Source organism: Lacinutrix algicola, from assembly GCF_001418085.1.
Classification (GTDB): domain Bacteria; phylum Bacteroidota; class Bacteroidia; order Flavobacteriales; family Flavobacteriaceae; genus Lacinutrix; species Lacinutrix algicola.
On the sequence record NZ_LIQH01000040.1, the window covers coordinates 377,168 to 393,242 of the forward strand.

Consider the following 16,075-nt stretch of genomic DNA (forward strand, 5'->3'; position numbering starts at 1 on the left):
CAGCCTAAATTAAAAATTAGACTGCTATAATATTATACTTAATAACTATAAATACTTTACATCGCCTTATACGCTTGGCTTAACGTAGTATTTTTTACGTAACCAAAAAGAAACGCGAACTAATAATATTAATGCTGGAACTTCTACTAACGGTCCAATTACTCCTGCAAATGCCTGACCAGAATTAAGGCCGAAAACGGCAATTGCGACTGCAATTGCTAATTCAAAATTATTTCCAGCAGCAGTAAAAGCTACGGCAGTGGTTTTATCATACTCGGCTCCTGTGGCTTTTGTAACAAAAAAACCAATAATAAACATAAGCGTAAAATAGATAAGTAAAGGCACAGCAATAATTAAAACATCCATAGGGATTTCGACTATTAATTCTCCTTTAAGCGAGAACATAACTATAATTGTAAATAAAAGAGCCATTAAAGTTAATGGAGAGATAGTGGGTATAAAAGTGTTAGTATACCATTCTTCTCCTTTCAGCTTCACTAAAATGAGTCTACTTAATATTCCCATTACAAATGGAAGCCCTAAATAAATGGCAACGCTTTCTGCAATTGTTGCAATAGAAATATCTACAATTGCACCTTCAAAACCAAAATAAGGAGGAAGTACCGTTATAAAAAGCCATGCATAAAAACTATACGCAAATACCTGAAAAACACTATTTAATGCTACTAAACCTGCGCCATACTCGCTATTACCTTCAGCAAGATCATTCCATACCAAAACCATAGCAATACAACGTGCTAGGCCAATTAAAATTAAACCAACCATGTATTCTGGATAATCGCGTAAAAAAGTAATAGCCAAAACAAACATTAAAATAGGACCAACTATCCAATTTAATATCAATGAAATAGAAAGTATTTTAGTGTTTTTAAACACTTTTGGTAATAGTGCGTAGTTAACCTTTGCTAAAGGTGGATACATCATTAATATTAAACCTATAGCAATGGGAATATTTGTTGTCCCATTACTCATGGTATTTATTACATCTGGGAATGTTGGTATAAAATAACCAATTGCAACACCTAAAGCCATAGCCACAAATATCCATAACGTTAGATTTTTGTCAAGAAAACTTAATTTTTTATTTGCCATTTTACGATTTTATTTGAGAGAAAACGAAAAATAATTCCGTTGCTATTTGTAGACTTCTTTCGTTGTATTTTTCAGCTTGTTGTGGTGTATTATCAAAAGCTTTTGGATCTTCAAAAGTTATTGGAATACGTTTTTCTGCACCCGGAACAAATGGACAAGCTTCGTTTGCTGAGTCACAAGTCATTATTGCTGCAAATTCAGATTTAGGATTAAAATCGTCGTCCAATTTTTTAGAGAAACCAATTATTGGATGCTCATTATTATCGTATTTAATACTATAAATAGGATTATTGCCTTTCGAAATTGTTTTGATTTTAAAACCAGAGTTCTCTAATGTATTAACCACCATAGGAAATAGAGCTGTGATTTCTGTACCTCCAGAATAACAAACTACATTTTTAATACTAAAAAAGTGAGCTAATACTTGCGTCCATATCTGAGATAAATGGCTTCTTCGTGAGTTATGAGTGCAAATAAAATTGATTCTAATTTCTTGTTTATTTGAAATTTTTAACTGAATAAAATCTATTAAGGGCTGTAAAACTATTTTACGCTCCATAGTAATAGATTCTGGATTTAAGCCTTTTATTGTAGTTGCAATATTTAAAAACATGGTAGATTATTTTATTATTATTTTCTAAATGTTACTATTACTTTTAACAACAACCACTTCCTGGTTCACAAGAGTTTCCTGTTGGAATATCAGAAAATTGTAATTTTGGCTTTTCAGCAGGAATTCCGCATTTATCTTTTGCTAAACAATCGGTTTGTGTGTTTGTTAAAAGGAAGTTTACTCCATCGAAATCTAATCCAAATTTTCCAATGGTATCAGATTGATACTCTACTTCTATTTCTAAATCTTCAATACCTAAAATTTTTTCAGAAAGTTCAATAATACTTAACAATTTTTCAGGATGCAACCTGTGATCATAATCATTTGCATTCCAAAGTTGAAAGTTTACCACTTCTTCATTTCTAACTGTACCACCACAATCAATAAAATGTTTTGTTATTTTTCCAACTTCAGTAACATGAAAATGGTTTGGTACTAATTCTCCATTTGGTAATTTAAAACCTATAGTTTTTAAATCTTGTAACGTTGATTTAACTTCTGATAATTTCATAATATATTTGTTTATTGCGATTATACGATTAATAATTTAAATTTTTTTTAACAACATTCTTTATTTGAAACATCTTGATCTAAAAAATCGATCATAATGGCTTTCATACTAGACCAATTCTCTTTGTTTATGCAATAGCAAACACTTGTTCCTTCTACATTACCTTTAATTAAACCTAAGTGCTTTAACTCCTTTAAATGTTGAGAAATGGTTGGTTGAGCCAAACCAATTTCGTTAACCAAATCACCACACACACAAGAATCTATTTTAAACAAATGTTGTAGAATAGAAACTCTAGCTGGATGACCAAAGACTTTTGCAAAAAGAGCGATCTCATTTTGCTTATCTGTAAACATTTCAGTTTTTGCTAATCCCATTTTTGCTATATTAGTTCATTGCAATATTACAATTAATAATTAAAACTAAATATTGTTTTGCAATTTATTTATTTAAAAAAATCTAAAACTTTAATATTTCACAATTTAAAACCTAAAATTATAACTATAATTCTTTTTACTTAAACCGTATTATTGTTAATAACTCCTATTAAATTTAGCTTACAAAATTCAAAATTGTGAATTGTATTTTTAACTTTGTTACTTCTTAAAATAATTCATTAAAATAGCACTATTTTGTGCTTACCTAAATTTAATATAAAACTTGGAGCACTTTGTAGTATCAGCCAGAAAGTACAGACCACAAACGTTTAAGGACGTTGTTGGGCAGTCTGCTATTACAAATACTTTACTTAATGCTATTGAGAATAATCATTTAGCACAAGCTTTATTATTTACAGGTCCTCGTGGTGTTGGTAAAACTAGTTGCGCACGTATTCTTGCTAAAATGATAAATAGTGATGGTACAGAAACTGGAGACGAAGATTATGCTTTCAATATTTTTGAATTGGATGCAGCATCAAACAACTCGGTTGATGATATTAGAAGTTTAACAGACCAAGTACGTATTCCGCCACAAGTTGGAAAATATAAAGTTTATATTATTGATGAAGTACACATGCTCTCTCAAGCAGCCTTTAATGCTTTTTTAAAGACCTTAGAAGAGCCACCAAAGCACTGCATTTTTATATTAGCAACTACTGAAAAACATAAAATTATACCAACGATATTATCACGTTGTCAGATTTTCGATTTCAAACGTATTACCGTTAAAGATGCTAAAAACTACTTAAAATTTATTGCAAAAGAGCAAGGTATTATTGCTGAGGATGATGCACTACATATTATAGCACAAAAAGCAGATGGAGCCATGCGAGATGCATTATCTATCTTCGACCGTGTAGTTAGTTTCTCTGGTAAAGACTTAACAAGACAAGCCGTTACAGAAAACTTAAACGTACTTGATTACGAAACCTATTTTACGAGTACAGATTTAATATTAGAGAATAAAATTCCCGAATTATTACTTCAGTTTAACGAAACCTTATCTAAAGGCTTCGATGGACATCACTATATTTCTGGTTTAGCATCACACTTTAGAGACTTATTAGTTTGCCAAAATCCTGCTACTATAGAATTATTAGAGGTTGGAGATAAAACTAAAGAAAAGTATTTAGAGCAATCTAAAAAAGCTTCGCAGTCCTTTATACTTAAAGGTATTGAAATGGCTAACGAAACCGATTTAAAATACAAATCCAGTAAAAACCAACGACTACTCGTCGAACTTTGTATCATGCAACTTGCCTCTATCACTTTCGATGGAGAAAAAAAAAATAGTAGTCGGTTCATAATTCCGCCTTCTTATTTTAAACGCGTTGGTATTACTCCTATTCCTGTAAAGAAACCTATAGAAACAACAATAAATCATCCTAAAGAAGTAATAGAAAATAAGGTGCAAGCTGTTGCTAATAGTCAACCTAAAACCATTGTACACACTACTCCTAGTAGACCAAAAATTGTTTTAAATAGCCAAACAAAACGTACTTCTGGCTTATCTTTAAAGAGTATTCGTGCTAAAAAAGAGCACGAAATAAAACAACTAGACAAGGTTGTTGACGAAGAAAATTTACCTACAGAACCTTTTAATCAAGAGGAATTAACAGAAGTTTGGAATGCTTTTATTGTAAAAATTGAAGCTGAAGGAAAAATGAATCTTGCAGCAATATTATCTATAGATAAGCCTACTTTAAAAGGAACTACCATACACTTAACTTTTCCAAATTCTACAAATAAAGTAGAAGTTGAAAGACAGTCTTTTGATTTGTTACAATATCTTAGGAAGACACTTAAAAACTACGACATAAGCTTAGATATCGATATAAATGAAGAAATGCAAAAGAAGTTTGCATACACTCCAGATGAGAAATACGAAAAGCTAAAAGAGAAAAATCCTAATATCGAATTGTTGCGTAAGACGTTTGATTTAGATCTTTAAAAACAACATTTATTAATTTTGATAACTTTTCAAAATGAAAAACCTTCTGTTTGTATTACTAATTATTTGCTTTGCAATTTCTAGTTGTGATGGTAGAGATAAAATTGAAAACTCAAATACTCAATTTTTAAAAAACTATAAATTAGTTGATTCTATATCTGAAGACGTAAAGTACTTTCCTGAAAATTATAATGAGTTTAAAATAGACACCATTTTAAGCAATGGCTTTAGAGTAAAGATAAAATCCTTTACCGATATGGAAAGCAGTTATTTAAATGAATTTAAAACTGATAACACAATTCATAAACATTACTACAGAGATAATAAAGCAACTATTTTAGTTAGTAATAACGGTGTTATATTTGAAAAGTTAATTGATAAAAAATTATTCTATAACTTTGATAGCACGCTTAACCAATTCTTTAAAGAAGCTATTTTAAATGGTGTTTGGATTAACAAAGAAAAATCAACATTAAACTCTAATATAACCATTAATATTAATTTCTGTAAACCAGAAACCGATTGGTGTGCCTTTTTCGATTTAATAATTGAAAAAGATGGAAAGTACAGAATTATTGATGTTACAACTGAACTAGAAAAAGATTTATAAGACATGCTAGGATTAAAACTACCAACAGATCCACGTTGGGTAAATATTGTAGAAAAAAATATTGAAGATATTTTAACAGATCATGCTTTTTGCGAACAGAAAGCAACAAGTACTGCTATTTCGCTAATTGTAAGTTTCCCTGAATACACAGACTTGGTTCAGGAAATGGTTGCACTGGTTAAAGAAGAAATTAGCCATTTTAAAATGGTACACGATTTAATCTTGCAAAATGGTTGGGTTTTAGGTAGAGATAGAAAAGATTTGTATGTATCTAAATTGCTTCAGTTTTTTCAAAAAGGTGGTAGTAGAACGACACAATTGGTACATAGACTATTATATGCTGCTTTAATTGAAGCACGCAGTTGCGAGCGTTTTAGGCTACTTAGCGAAGAATTGGAAGATAAAGAACTAGCCGAATTTTATAGAAAACTAATGGTAAGTGAAGCAAACCACTATACTATGTTTTTAGGCTTTGCAAGACAATACGGAGACAGAAATGAAGTAGACGAAAAATGGCAAGCTCTTTTAGAGTTTGAAGCAGAGATAATGAAAGACTTAAGCAAAAGCGAAACTATTCATGGTTAACCGACTACTTAATGTTACTACATAAAAAAATCCAATACATAATGTATTGGATTTTTTAGTTTTATAAAAGTTGGTTTGGTTAAAACTTTACACCAAATCCTATTTGCATGTTGCCATTTTTTGCTTCAAGGTTTGTCTCGTCATCAAAAACATTTGTTAATCCATAAGAATATCTAAAATCTAAAAAGAATTCATCTGAAATCATATATTCTAAACCTCCTAAACCAGAGAATGCAAGGTTTTGCATACCGTCTTCGTAATCATGTCCTTTTAAACTTACTTGAGGTCCTAAACCTATAGAAAGGCTTTCTCCTATTTTGTATTTAAAGAAAATAGGCATTTGAATATAATCAATACGTAAAAACTCTTCTTTTGCACCTTCTGCTGAAAATAGAATTTCTGGAGCTAAAGATAAATTTGTTCCTAAACTGTATTCTGCAAAGAATCCAATTGCAAAACCATTTCTATGCATGTTCTCGACACCTGCTGGCACTTCTGGTTCAAAATTTAAATTTGAGATGTTATAACCTGCACGAACTCCATATAATGCGTTCTGAGAAAAGCCATAAATTGAAAACATTGCAAAAGCAGCGATAAGTACTATTTTTTTCATAAAATTTGGTTTTATATTTTAATAAGTTTTTGGTTAATTATAAATCTAGCACTAATATAATTTTTTTTAAGATATTTTAACCAATAAAAAGATAAAGTGTATCATTTTAACTTTGTATGACTTAAAATAGTTTCTTTATACATGCTTTTTATAATTCCATCTGCTAATCCTATCTTTGGAACATAAATATCTTTTGCTCCACTCCATTTCATTGCAGATAAATAAATTCTAGTTGCAGGTATAATTACATCTGCTCTATCTTGGTTCATATTAAGTTCTGTTATTCTTTCTTCGTAAGAATAGCTTTGCAACATATTATAATATGTTGTTAAATAAAAGTAAGTAAGTGGTTTACCTGCAGCTTTACCAGAAGATTTAAAAATGTTATTAATATTTCCTCCAGAACCAATAACTTCTATACTATCGTGCTGTTTTGTTTCTTGTTTTACCCACTGCTCTAAATCTAACCAAGTTTCTTTTTTAACAATATCATTTAACAAACGAACTGTACCTATTTTAAAAGATCTTGAAGCTGTTTTTTCTCCATTATAAATAACACTAAACTCTGTACTTCCTCCTCCTACATCTACATATAAATAGGTTTTATTTTTATCTATAAAATTACTTAAATCTGTTGCCGCTATTATTGTTGCCTCTTCTTCTCCATCAATAATATCTACAGTTATTCCTGTAGATTCTTTAATTAAATCTGATACTTCTTTTCCATTATTAGCTTCACGCATTGCAGAGGTAGCACAAGCTTTATATTTATCTACGCGATGGGTTTTCATGAGTAATTTAAATGCTAGCATTGCATCTAACATTCTATTGGTATTTTCCTTAGAAATTTCATCATTTATAAACACATCTGCACCTAAACGAATAGGTACACGAACCAAAGACGTTTTTTTAAAACGAGGTGGTTTATTTTTCTCTTCTACAATACTGGAAATAAGTAATCTTACAGCATTCGAACCTATATCTATTGCAGCATATTTAAGTATTTTTAGCATTAATTTAATTGTTTTTTATAATAACTATAAGTTTCGAACTGAGCTCTTATTTTCTCTTTATTATCTAGTCTATAGGTATTGGTCTGTTTTTTATCTAAAATTCTTGATTTTACGTTGTCTTTCCAACAGATATTAAACGTATCAATTAATTCTTCTTTTATATCATTTTCGTAAATTGGGCAGCTAACTTCTACTCTATTTTCAATATTTCTTGTCATCCAATCTGCCGAAGAAATATACACTTTTGTATCATTATCATTACAGAAAACATATAGTCTAGTATGTTCTAAAAATTTATCGATAATACTTACTACTTTTATATTTTCACTCATTCCTTTTACTCCAGGCACAAGACAACAGATACCCCGAACAATCATTTCTATTTTAACTCCAGCATTACTAGCTTCGTATAATTTATTAATCATTTTATAACTCGATATACTATTCATTTTCAAACGAATATAAGCCGGCTTTCCTGCTTTTTTATTTCTTATCTCTGTATCTATTAAATTAAAGAAGGCATTTTTTGTATAATGTGGAGATGTAATTATATGTTTAAATCTATAAACTTTATAATTAACAGAAAAGAAATTGAATACTTTATTTAAGTCTTTTAGTATTTTCTGGTTTGCCGTAAATAAAGTATAATCTGTATATATTTTTGCAGTAGATTCGTTAAAATTCCCTGTACTAATAAAGCCATAGCGCACTAATTTGTTTTTTTCTTCACGCTCTATTACACACATTTTACTGTGTACTTTTAAGCCTTGAACACCAAAAATAAGCTGTACACCTTCGCGCTGCATTTGCTCTGCGTAATCTATGTTTGCTTGCTCGTCGAAACGTGCTTGAATTTCCATAGAAACAGTAACTTTTTTACCATTAATTGCTGCATTAATTAACGAACTTGCAACATGAGAAATTTGTGCTAACCTATAAATTGTAATTTTAATAGTCTTTACTTTAGGATCTAAAGCAGCTTCTCTTAAAAACTTTACAGTGTATGCAAAAGTATGATATGGAGTATATTGTAGATAATCTTTTTTTGCTATAGCTTCAAAAATACTTGTTTCTAAACTTAAGCCTTTTACAGGTAATGCTTCAATTTTATTGTACAATAAATCTGTTCTTCCTAAACTAGGAAAGCCCATATAATCACGCCTATTGTGGTATCTTCCTCCAGGTATTATACTATCTGAACTTTCAATACCCATCTTCGCCATTAAAAAACCTAAGGTTTCTTTATCAATAGTTTTATCGTAAACAAAACGGACTGGTTCTCCATCTTGTCTATCTTTAACACTATCACTAATTTTTTCCATAAAACTCTTACTCAAGTCACTTTCAAGATCAAGCTCTGCATCACGAGTAATCTTTATCATGTGGGCAGAAATGGATTTATAGTTGAAAATATTAAAAATATCATCTAAGCAATAACGCAAAAGATCGTCTAGCATTATTATGGAGTTTTTGTTTCCTTCTTTTGGAAGTACCACAAAACGATCCATATTTTTAGAGATTTCAATTAATGCATATTGGTTCTCACCATTGCCTAAAGACATATTTATAGCCAAATAAGCTGCACTATCTTTAAGATTAGGAATTCTAATCTCATCATTTAGTATTATAGTAACTAAGGCAGGACTTACATGCTGAATAAAGTAATTTTTTATAAATTTTTTCTGACTAGTACTTATCTGATTTTCTTTTACAAAAAAGATATCTTCCGCTTTTAGCTTAGATTGTATATTACTTAGTATGCTTAAACTTTGGGATTGTTGTTTAATTACTGTTTCGGTAATAATATCAAGAAGGTCTGATGCTTTTATTCCTCCTAGCTGATTTTTACCGGCTTTTCCTGCTTCATCAATACGTTTTACAGTAGCATAACGGACCTTAAAAAACTCGTCTAAATTATTAGAAAAAATACCTAAAAAACGCAACCGCTCAATCAATGGAACACCCTCATCTGAAGCTTCTTGTAAAACTCTAGCGTTAAACTGAAGCCAACTTAATTCTCTATTAATATAAGTATAATTAGGTCTCGTTTTTTTTATCATTTTTGTAAAATTTCAACACAAATATATTCTATTATTTGCACTATTTTAAATGTTTTGGAAATACAATTTTTTCTGTTTTTCCATTAACTAATTTTTTCCAACTGTTAGTCTTAAAATTAATTTGAACAAATCCAGACGTAGTAACGTTTTCCACGTGAATATCACCAAATTTATTAACAAAATTTGTCAATGCATAATTGTGACCAAAAACCATCACACTCCCGAACGAATTATCACAAGATTCGATAATATGTAAAAGTGACTCTCCTGAAAAATCATATAATTCTTTTAAATAATTGATTTTCACATTTGTTAAGGCTAAATTTTTAATAAAAATTTCTGCTGTCAATTTTGTTCTTTTTGCACTACTGCATAAAATTAATTTAGGACTTAAACTATTGTTTTTTAGATAATTAGAAACCAATTTAGAATCTAATATTCCTCTATTTTTAATAGGGCGTTCAAAATCAGCCAATTCATTATCCCAACAGGATTTAGCATGCCTTATCAAGAAGAGTGTTTTATGACTTTTTAACGTGTTTATATGCATTTTAACGATTTTCTATGTACATTTACCATTTCAACGAATATTTATGTTATTAAGCATCTTTTTTTGTTAGCTATGAAAAATACGATTTATTTTGCTATAGCTATTTACATTTTTATCCCAAATATTAATAATACTTAGACTTAATCTATCGCATTAACCATGTGGACTTCCCTCACTCCAGATTATTGTCTCAATATTATATTTTTTAAAATTTAAATTATTATGAAAAAAATAATATTACTAATTATCGCTTGTGCTTTCATGCAAGAAAGTTTTAGTCAAAAAATAATTAAATTGGAATATTCAGACTATGAGAATATTGAATTTATTGAAAAAAATAATTTAAAAGAATTTGCCACATTAACAAATAATGCTAATGTTGGTATAGCTTATTTATACCCTAATGAGATTAGCACAAACACTTCTGAAAAAAACATTAAAGTTATAATTATCAATAGTAAAGATATTAATTCATTATATAGATCTTTTGATTTTTCAAATTCTATAAAAATAATAATTATTGATATCCAATCCCCAAAATTTAATTTAGACACAATCGATTGTTCTAAACTTAAACAATTTAATAATTTAAACTACATTTATTACAGGTATCAATTCGATATTGATAACAACTATGAATTACAGGATTTAAATTGTTTACCAGAAAATATAATTCAAGTTTGTAGCAAGCTATTTACTACATAATAAAAGATAATGAAGACATCTACTAATTCAAACCTTAAGTTTGTAATACTACTTTTTTTGTGTTTTATAGGTATTAATAATATTTATAGCCAAGTTAGAGTACCATTTACACAAAGATCATCTGCAGAAACTCCTTCTCAAACTATTTATAGCATAAAAGGAGATTTCACCTTAATAGGTAATACCAATTTAACATTACATCCAAATAACTATTCAGCGTTTGCAAGTAATAATGGAAACATGAGAAATGTAAATGTGGATGGCAACAACTTCACACTTACTAATTCTTCTTCCGCTACACTCGGTTTTAGTTCTGAAAATGGAGCAGACCCAGAATGTTCTACTATTATATATGCAGGTCTATATTGGACGGGTAGAACAAACAACAATAATGTTACTCTTGATAAACGATCTGTTAAATTTAGACATAGAAACCAAACAAGTTATCAAGATATTGTTGCAGATGTTAGTGATATTTATTTTCCTGGTGATAATAATATGTATGCAGCTTATGCTGAAGTTACAAGCATAGTAAGAGCTAACGGTATAGGTGAGTATTTTACTGCAAACATTGAAACATCAACAGGAAGCAATAGCCCAACTGGTTATTATGGAGGATGGTCTATGGTTGTTGTTTATGAAAATGCTTTAATGAAATGGAGAGACATCACTGTTTTTGATGGTTATGCATATTTACAGGGTTCTATAACAACTAGTGAAATACTAAATGTTAGTGGTTTTAATGCTGCACAAAATGGACCGATTAACATGAAACTAGGTATTGTTGCAGGAGAAGGAGATGTTAGTATTCCTGGCGATTATATTGAAATTTGGGAAGACAAAAATGATGATGGAAATATTGATACTAGCTTTAATCCTTTAGTGGATGAGTGGACACCTCTATCTCACTCGGGTAATTCTACTGTAAATTTTTTCAACTCATCTATAGAAACAGGAGGTAACGCAAGAAACCCAAATCTAGTAAATAATACAGGTATAGACATTAGTATGTTTAATATCGATAATACAAATAATTCTATTATTGATAATTCTCAAACTTCAACAAGCTTTAGGTATGGATCTACTCAAGACACCTATATTATTCTTAATTTAACAATGGCTATTGATGCTTTTGTTCCGTCAATTGATGCTGAATTAAATATTAATAGTATTGAATTAGACACTAACATTACTGAGCCTTACTCTGTTAATCCTGGAGAAATTATTGAATACAGCACTAATATATCCAATAATGGTACTGAAGATTTGGAAGATTTCAATGTATCTATTCCTTTTCCAAATACAGGGATTTTTGTTCCAGGTAGTATTCAATATCAAGTCTTTAGTCCTGCAACAACAACAACAATTCCATATTATGACCCTTTAGTAGGCTCAAATGGTTCAATTATATGGGATTTTGGTGATCTGCCTCTATCAACTAACTCTTCAGATATACAAGCTACACTCTCTTTTGATATACAAGCTTCAACAAATTGTGAAGATTTTCTTTCTAATGATTGTTCTCCAGTAATTATTTTAGATGATGCTCTAATGACTGGTAACGGTGTAATATCTGGCGACCCAGTCAAGGTCGGTTTTATTCAAGGTTATGAAAATGAAGGTAATTGTATTGGAACACAAATTACTGAACCTATAGTTGTTAGTTTAACTCCTTCATTAAATATAGACACTAATGCATTTAATTTCACTGTACAATGTGATGGAAATGGAAATATTAATGATTTAAACAACTGGTTAAATTCAAACGGAAATGCAGATGTAGAAGGTGACTGTGATATAACATGGACGAATAATTATACTGGCCTTTCTAATGATTGTGGATCAACAGGTTCTGCTCCAGTAACATTTACTGCCACAGATGCTTGTGGAAATTCAGCATCTACTACTGCTACTTTTACTATAATAGATACTTTAAGTCCTACATTAAATGGTTTCCCTTCTGGTGTAGATAACGAGCAACCTTCTTGTGTAAGCGTTCCTGTTCTAGATTTTTCTAATTTTATTGAAATTAGTGGTGATGGTAATCCAAGTACATACGTAGAAGGAGATGCTTTTAGATTTACAAATGTTTCTGCTGGTGTTGATGCTATTGTTACCATTGTAGAAACTGTAAATGCTACTGTTCCTGTTCTTGATGATAATTCGGCAGGAGCGATATCATTTAAACCACAAACTGCTTTTAGCCTTACAAATCCAGGAGAAAGAGCTTATGTAGAATATAAAATGGATTTTGTTACAAGTGGAAGCTTTACACCTTCTCCTTTGCCAGAATTCTATACAAACTTTAATGATATTGATGGAGGAAATGGTTATGGTGAGCAAAACTACACACCTTTTACTACAAGTTATACTGTAGATGATCCTACAGACTTAACTATTACCCAAGAAGGAACATGGATAGTTGCTACTGCAGGTACTACAGAATATAATGGAGTAACTAACATTTATCCTCAAGCAAACATTTCTACAATTAATACAGATACATCAACATTTACATTTCGTCTTGGTGTAATAGCACGTTCTGCAAATGTATCTCATCCAGGAAGGCAACATAATATTCAATTTTCATGTATTGCTAATTATGTAAATCCGTCTACAATTTCCGATGAAATTACAATTGAGTGTGATGAGTTAGAAGACGCTGAAACATTAACTGCTACAGATAATTGTGGATCAGCATCAGTTACATTTAATGAAATAAGAACAGATGGAGATTGTCCTAGTACATATAAATTAGAAAGAACTTGGACAGCTACAGACCTTTGTGGAAATACAACAACAAGAACACTTACAATTAATGTTCAAGACTCTACTGCACCAACATTTACTGCGCCCGAAGATATTGAAATATTCACTGATGCTTCTTGTAATTACAATGCTGCAGTAATCGAAACTGGAGACGTTACAAATGAATCTGATAATTGTGATACTAATCTAAATGCTACTTTTACAGACTCTGTAGCTAATGGTCCTTGTGAAGGTACTTTTGTTATTACTAGAACATGGACATTAACAGACGATTGTGATAATGATACTACACCTCAAATTCAAATTATTACAGTTTCAGATGACATTGCGCCTACATTTACTGCACCTGCTGATATTACTATTAATTGTGAACAAGATGCAAACGATTTAATTATAACTGGCAATGTAACAAACGAAGCTGATAATTGTGATACTAGTTTAGATGCTACTTTTATTGATACTATTGTTAATGGTGCTTGTGCAAATCAATATGTAATTACTAGGTCATGGTCATTGACTGATGATTGTGGAAATACTATTACAGAATCACAAATAATAACTGTTCAAGATATAACACCTCCTACATTTGTAGAAACTCTACCTACAAATGATACTGTAGATTTTGATTCAATTCCAGACCCTGAAACTCTAACTGCTGCGGATAACTGCGGGCCAGCTCCTGTTGTTTTTAATGAGATCTCTAATGGTGATATTTGTACTGGAAGTTACACAATAACAAGAACATGGACTGCCACAGATATATGTGATTTAACAACAGAGCACATACAAACTCTAACAGTAATCCAACCTATTCTTAGTGCAACAGTAACATCTCAAACTAATGTTTTATGTAATAGTGAAGCTACGGGAAATATTGATATTACAGTAACTGGAGGAACAATGCCTTACACGTTTGTATGGAATGATACTAACAATACAACTACTGAAGATTTATCTAATGTTATCGCTGGTGCATATAATGTAACAGTAACCGATGCGAATGGATGCACAACATCTATTGGTGCTAGAATTTCTGAACCTAATAGTCCACTTAGCTTAAACATAACTAAGATTGATGCTACTTCTTCACAAGGATGTACTAATGGTGAAGCTACTGCTATAGTATCTGGTGGAACAACAAATTACACATACCAATGGAGTACTTCTGCTGGAAATCAAACAACTGCCACTGCTACTGGTTTATCAAATGGAATTCATAATGTAACTATTACAGACGCCAATAATTGTGAAATTACTCAAAGTATTGTCATAGAATGTGTAAATACTTGTGATGCTAAAGTTGTTATAACTAATATTACTGATGTACTTTGTACTGGTGATTCTACTGGTACTGCAACTGTAACGGCTAATTCTAATGCTAATCCTAGTGCTACATTTACATTCACTTGGTCTTCTGGTCAAGTAGATGCTGGTGTAACAACAAGTACACTTGCTAGTTTAACAGCTGGCGTATACTCAGTAAACGTTACAATTGATGGTACTGTTTGTCTAGCTGTTGAAGAAACTATAGCTATTACAGAACCTAGTAATGCTCTTGATGTTACTGCTACAACAACAGATGAATCGGGCCCAACAACTGGTGATGGTACTGCTACTGCTGTAGTAACTGGAGGTGTGTCTCCTTATACATATTCTTGGACACCAAATGGAGAAACTACAGATACTATTAGTGGACTTAGTGCTGGCTCATATACTATAACTGTTACAGATCACAATGGATGTACAGATACTACTACAGTGACTGTAAATCCTGGTACATGTAACAACCTTTCTGTAACAGGCACCTCTACTCCTGCTGTCTGCTTTGGAAATAGTAATGGAAGTATAACCGCTACTGTTACTGGTGGATCTGGAAACTTTACTTACGCTTGGGATACCATAGCTGATACAACAACATCTGTTAATAATTTACCTGCAGGCAATTATACTATTATAGTAACAGATACTACAACACAATGTACTACAAGTACAACAATAACTATTAATGAACCTAATATACTAAGCTCTGCAATTGCTGTCTCTAATATTTTATGTAAAGATGATGCTACCGGATCTCTAGACTTAGCTGTTAATGGTGGCACTGGACCTTATACTTTTTCTTGGAATAATGGTAGTGTTACTGAAGACCTAATTAATGTTATTGCTGGAACATACTCTGTAACTATTACTGATGCTAATGGATGTGCAACTTCAAATTCTGCAACTATTATTCAACCTGATACTAATGTATCTGCTTCTATTACTGAGCAAACAAATATATTATGTGATAGTTTAGGTTCAGTAACTGTGTTAGGCTCTGGTGGTATTGAACCTCTTACCTATTCTATAAATGGAGGAACGAACTATCAGACTAACGGTGTTTTTACTGATTTAACTGAAGGAAATTATACAATAATTGTATTGGATGCCAATGGATGTACATTTAACCAATCTATATTCATTACTAACTCATGTTTCAATGTTGTTAAAAAATCAACTATTGCAAATGGTGGTACTTGTTTAAATGCGAATAGCGAAATTA

Annotated in this window: 12 protein-coding genes and 1 pseudogene; 5 read left to right on the forward strand and 8 right to left on the reverse strand. The window is 30.8% G+C overall.

The features are described from left to right. Positions 1-66 precede the first annotated feature (66 nt). From arsB to ASC41_RS14680, 4 genes are read right to left on the reverse strand one after another with little or no spacing between them, the layout of a single operon-like run. Positions 67-1,113, reverse strand: a complete 1,047-nt coding sequence (gene arsB, locus ASC41_RS14665; RefSeq protein WP_055437394.1) for an ACR3 family arsenite efflux transporter — start codon at positions 1,111-1,113, stop codon at positions 67-69. A 1-nt stretch (position 1,114) separates the two neighbouring features. After that, entirely contained in the window at positions 1,115-1,726 is a 612-nt protein-coding gene (locus ASC41_RS14670; RefSeq protein WP_055437395.1) for an arsenate-mycothiol transferase ArsC, read from the reverse strand. Positions 1,727-1,769: 43 nt separating this feature from the next. Next, positions 1,770-2,237: a DUF6428 family protein gene (locus tag ASC41_RS14675; protein ID WP_055437396.1), complete on the reverse strand. Its 468-nt coding sequence runs from the start codon at positions 2,235-2,237 to the stop codon at positions 1,770-1,772. A gap of 47 nt (positions 2,238-2,284) precedes the next feature. Continuing rightward, positions 2,285-2,614, reverse strand: coding sequence for an ArsR/SmtB family transcription factor (locus ASC41_RS14680; RefSeq protein WP_055437397.1), 330 nt, complete (start codon positions 2,612-2,614; stop codon positions 2,285-2,287). A gap of 283 nt (positions 2,615-2,897) precedes the next feature. Between ASC41_RS14680 and dnaX the strand changes: the two genes are divergently transcribed. From dnaX to ASC41_RS14695, 3 genes are read left to right on the forward strand one after another with little or no spacing between them, the layout of a single operon-like run. Next, a complete protein-coding gene (dnaX, locus tag ASC41_RS14685) occupies positions 2,898-4,628 on the forward strand; it encodes a DNA polymerase III subunit gamma/tau (protein ID WP_055437398.1) in 1,731 nt (576 codons plus the stop codon). A 34-nt stretch (positions 4,629-4,662) separates the two neighbouring features. Further along, positions 4,663-5,238, forward strand: a complete 576-nt coding sequence (locus ASC41_RS14690; protein ID WP_055437399.1) for a DUF4738 domain-containing protein — start codon at positions 4,663-4,665, stop codon at positions 5,236-5,238. A gap of 3 nt (positions 5,239-5,241) precedes the next feature. After that, entirely contained in the window at positions 5,242-5,823 is a 582-nt protein-coding gene (locus ASC41_RS14695) for a MiaE family protein (RefSeq protein ID WP_055437400.1), read from the forward strand. Positions 5,824-5,902: 79 nt separating this feature from the next. On the opposite strand, the gene ASC41_RS14700 is transcribed toward ASC41_RS14695, so the two are convergent. The 4 genes from ASC41_RS14700 to ASC41_RS14715 form a co-directional block, all read right to left on the reverse strand. After that, positions 5,903-6,436 carry a porin family protein gene (locus ASC41_RS14700; protein WP_055437401.1) on the reverse strand — a complete coding sequence of 178 codons (534 nt, stop codon included), beginning with the start codon at positions 6,434-6,436 and terminating at the stop codon, positions 5,903-5,905. Between the two features lie 101 nt (positions 6,437-6,537). Next, positions 6,538-7,449, reverse strand: coding sequence for a Ppx/GppA phosphatase family protein (locus ASC41_RS14705; RefSeq protein WP_055437402.1), 912 nt, complete (start codon positions 7,447-7,449; stop codon positions 6,538-6,540). Further along, complete coding sequence (gene ppk1 / locus ASC41_RS14710; protein WP_055437403.1) at positions 7,449-9,509, reverse strand: polyphosphate kinase 1; 2,061 nt, start codon at positions 9,507-9,509, stop codon at positions 7,449-7,451. The genes ASC41_RS14705 and ppk1 overlap by 1 nt, the downstream gene beginning before the upstream one ends. 40 nt (positions 9,510-9,549) lie before the next feature. Continuing rightward, a complete protein-coding gene (locus ASC41_RS14715; RefSeq protein WP_055437404.1) occupies positions 9,550-10,059 on the reverse strand; it encodes a SixA phosphatase family protein in 510 nt (169 codons plus the stop codon). A 222-nt stretch (positions 10,060-10,281) separates the two neighbouring features. On the opposite strand from ASC41_RS14715, the gene ASC41_RS14720 reads away from it, so the two are divergent. Beyond that, complete coding sequence (locus tag ASC41_RS14720; protein ID WP_055437405.1) at positions 10,282-10,764, forward strand: hypothetical protein; 483 nt, start codon at positions 10,282-10,284, stop codon at positions 10,762-10,764. A 9-nt stretch (positions 10,765-10,773) separates the two neighbouring features. Beyond that, a pseudogene (locus tag ASC41_RS14725) lies at positions 10,774-16,075 on the forward strand (SprB repeat-containing protein); the annotation flags it as partial.

Coding starts and splice junctions, on each gene's coding strand:
- arsB (WP_055437394.1), bottom strand. CDS start 1,113: ATGGCAAATAAAAAATTAAGTTTTCTTGACAAAAATCTAACGTTATGG.
- ASC41_RS14670 (WP_055437395.1), bottom strand. CDS start 1,726: ATGTTTTTAAATATTGCAACTACAATAAAAGGCTTAAATCCAGAATCT.
- ASC41_RS14675 (WP_055437396.1), bottom strand. CDS start 2,237: ATGAAATTATCAGAAGTTAAATCAACGTTACAAGATTTAAAAACTATA.
- ASC41_RS14680 (WP_055437397.1), bottom strand. CDS start 2,614: ATGGGATTAGCAAAAACTGAAATGTTTACAGATAAGCAAAATGAGATC.
- ASC41_RS14690 (WP_055437399.1), top strand. CDS start 4,663: ATGAAAAACCTTCTGTTTGTATTACTAATTATTTGCTTTGCAATTTCT.
- ASC41_RS14695 (WP_055437400.1), top strand. CDS start 5,242: ATGCTAGGATTAAAACTACCAACAGATCCACGTTGGGTAAATATTGTA.
- ASC41_RS14700 (WP_055437401.1), bottom strand. CDS start 6,436: ATGAAAAAAATAGTACTTATCGCTGCTTTTGCAATGTTTTCAATTTAT.
- ASC41_RS14705 (WP_055437402.1), bottom strand. CDS start 7,449: ATGCTAAAAATACTTAAATATGCTGCAATAGATATAGGTTCGAATGCT.
- ppk1 (WP_055437403.1), bottom strand. CDS start 9,509: ATGATAAAAAAAACGAGACCTAATTATACTTATATTAATAGAGAATTA.
- ASC41_RS14715 (WP_055437404.1), bottom strand. CDS start 10,059: ATGCATATAAACACGTTAAAAAGTCATAAAACACTCTTCTTGATAAGG.
- ASC41_RS14720 (WP_055437405.1), top strand. CDS start 10,282: ATGAAAAAAATAATATTACTAATTATCGCTTGTGCTTTCATGCAAGAA.